The organism is Desulfofundulus australicus DSM 11792 (assembly GCF_900129285.1).
In the GTDB taxonomy this organism is placed as follows: Bacteria; Bacillota; Desulfotomaculia; order Desulfotomaculales; family Desulfovirgulaceae; genus Desulfofundulus; species Desulfofundulus australicus.
Genome location: NZ_FQUW01000066.1, coordinates 1 through 2,426, shown reverse-complemented (window position 1 = coordinate 2,426; position 2,426 = coordinate 1). Strand labels below are relative to the sequence as shown.

General features: G+C 49.7%; 3 protein-coding genes. All 3 read right to left on the bottom strand.

What is annotated here, in order from left to right:
* Positions 1-28: 28 nt before the first annotated feature.
* From BUB44_RS14795 to BUB44_RS14785, 3 genes are read right to left on the bottom strand one after another with little or no spacing between them, the layout of a single operon-like run.
* Complete coding sequence (locus BUB44_RS14795) at positions 29-865, bottom strand: ATP-binding protein (protein WP_083543276.1); 837 nt, start codon at positions 863-865, stop codon at positions 29-31.
* Positions 795-1,595, bottom strand: a complete 801-nt coding sequence (locus BUB44_RS14790; protein WP_073167750.1) for a helix-turn-helix domain-containing protein — start codon at positions 1,593-1,595, stop codon at positions 795-797. The genes BUB44_RS14795 and BUB44_RS14790 overlap by 71 nt, the downstream gene beginning before the upstream one ends.
* A 33-nt stretch (positions 1,596-1,628) precedes the next feature.
* A complete protein-coding gene (locus BUB44_RS14785; protein ID WP_073167747.1) occupies positions 1,629-2,288 on the bottom strand; it encodes a Rha family transcriptional regulator in 660 nt (219 codons plus the stop codon).
* Positions 2,289-2,426: the final 138 nt, after the last annotated feature.

Below are 2,426 nucleotides of genomic sequence, written 5' to 3'. Positions count from 1 at the left end.
ATGAGCCCTGAGGAGTTCCATAAGGTATTTATGAGCAAATTAATGAAAGCCGAATCTTTTGTGGCATAATCTCCATAATTAGGGGGCCAGCCCGGGAAATGCTTCTTTCTCCAATAAATTCTGCGAGATCTTTTTTGCTCAGGTTCGTGGTGATGACGATGGGGCGAATCACCTGATAGCGCTTGTCGATAAAGTTCGCAAGTTCCGCCTGGTCGAATTCGCTTAGTCGGCTCGAACCTATATCATCAATGATGACGAGTTCTGCCTCTTGGAGCTCAGTGAGCTCGGAAGCCGCCCAGGAATCGGTTAAAGCTTTTTTGAACAGCTTTAAAAGGTCAAAGCATGTGATAAACCTCGCAGCCACCAAATAGCGTTTGACCAACTCCACCGCAAGCGAAACTATGAGCTGAGTTTTACCGGTTCCCACGTTGCCAGCAATTAATAAACCTTTGCCTTGTTCCTTCAATGCTGGGAAATTTTCAAGGTACTCTTGCACCTTACTTCTGCTGTCCAATTGGTCAAGGGTTAACGAAAGGAAGCGTTTCGGGAAGCCAGCCTCGCGCATCAGGGTTTTAAACTCCGTCTTGTACTTGCGGAAACATTCACTGCATGTAGCTTCCCGGAATTCGCCCGGTTTTTCAGTGGGTTCTCTATATGTGTAAACGGGATTTCGCCGATCAAATCTGCACCGCTCCCAGGCATGGTCGGCAGCTTCCATCAAAATGGCCTTATGCTCAGCTATGGCCTCGTCAGGCCAATTTGCGAGTACTGGGAAAACTTTTTGTAGCCAGTTTTTATCCAAGCCAGTCAGAGAAGTCGCTTGATGGTTTTGCGACGGGTTTAATTTTTTTGTTGCTACCATCATTGTGTCGCTTAACCTCCTTTTGTTTTTTTGAAGCTATCTCCAGCCAGTTCCTAAACTGAGAGCGTGGGTTGGAATTTTTCTTTAGGGGCTTATCCATTTTGTAAACCGCCCACTTTTTGGCTTCTTCGATAATGTTAACGTCGGGAAATAACTCCCGTAATTTCTGGTAAAAGGAGAGGTCTTTCTCCAGATCTAGTGGATACCCCTTGATGGTCTTTAAGACTGAAATAAATTCCGCTTCCTTGCCGGAAGGCGTAGTAAGTAGATCTGGATCTGTTCCTTCTAACCTGTTAATTGGGCTGTTCCGATCCCCGCAGCCGTTGGGGCTGTAAGGCGGAATGGCATTTTCGATTGCACCAGAATGCCGGTCACCCTGCACTGTAGTGCCGGTCACTCCGGCACCAGAATGCCGGTCACTTGAGTAACCGGCACCAGAATGCCGGTCACTGACAGGCACCACAATGCCGGTCACGTTGTAAAGGTTGGTGAGAGTTCTGCCTCGCCTAATCTTTGTAATTGCGCCTTTCTCGATTAGTTCGTTTAACAGGTTTCGCAATGCTCGTTCTTTGTAGCCAGTGTCGGCCATCAGCTTCTCAAGGCTCGGCCAGCACGCCCCCTGCTCGTCCGCGTAACTCATCAGGATGGCGAATAGCCCACGGGCCGGAAGGCTGATTTTAGCGTTACGGATTACCGCGTCAAAGTGCTGCCACTTTAATGGTCGGATTGTCACATTGGCATCCACCCTTTCACCGGGGCCGTCGGATCAGCGCCCGGCGGCCTCCACAAGCACTGGTCTGGCGAAAGTCAACTCCAACACCGCTTTAATGTGGTCGTAATCCGCTCCAGCATCGGTCAGCGCCTGGGCCAATTTCTCAGCCTGGCTGATCCGGGCCAACTGGTAAGTATCAAGATAATCTCGGATGTTCGCATCTTTGTCTAGCCCGTGCATCTTCCGAAATTGCGCCGCAGTGCAGCCGATGGCAACCCGGTAAACCAGATCGGTGATTGATTTATATGCCCAGCCCTTCAATTGGGTGTTTAGGCCCGATTCTTTGATAGCATCGGTCAGGGTCCGGCGGATAGCCTTACCAATAGCACGTTGTCTCAATTGTTGCTCCATCTCATTGAAACGCCGGATATATGCTTCTTTAAATTGGGCCGCTTTCTTCCCGGTGAATCCCATGACCAGGAAGGTGAAGCCATCACGGGTCATGTAGTATTCCTTGTTTCTTTTTCCGGAGCTGTCTTTGTAGTAACTCACCCCAAAATTGAGGCGAGTAAATTCCTCGCTGCACTCTAGGTTTTCGATTGCCCTTAAAACGTGATCATGTCTTTTTCCAAACACTTCCGCCACTTTTCGGCTGCTAACCACCGGAACGTCTTTCTTAATAATCACACCCAGATCAAACGGGATCGGTTTCATGGCCATCCCCCTTATTTCAGCCGACGAATCTTCCCCACTGACTCTGGCTCCCGCCGCACGCTGGCCTGCTCCTGGGCCTCCAGCCAGGCTAAAATGCTGGTCCGCCGGAATAGCACCCTTCTGCCTATCTTGACATGA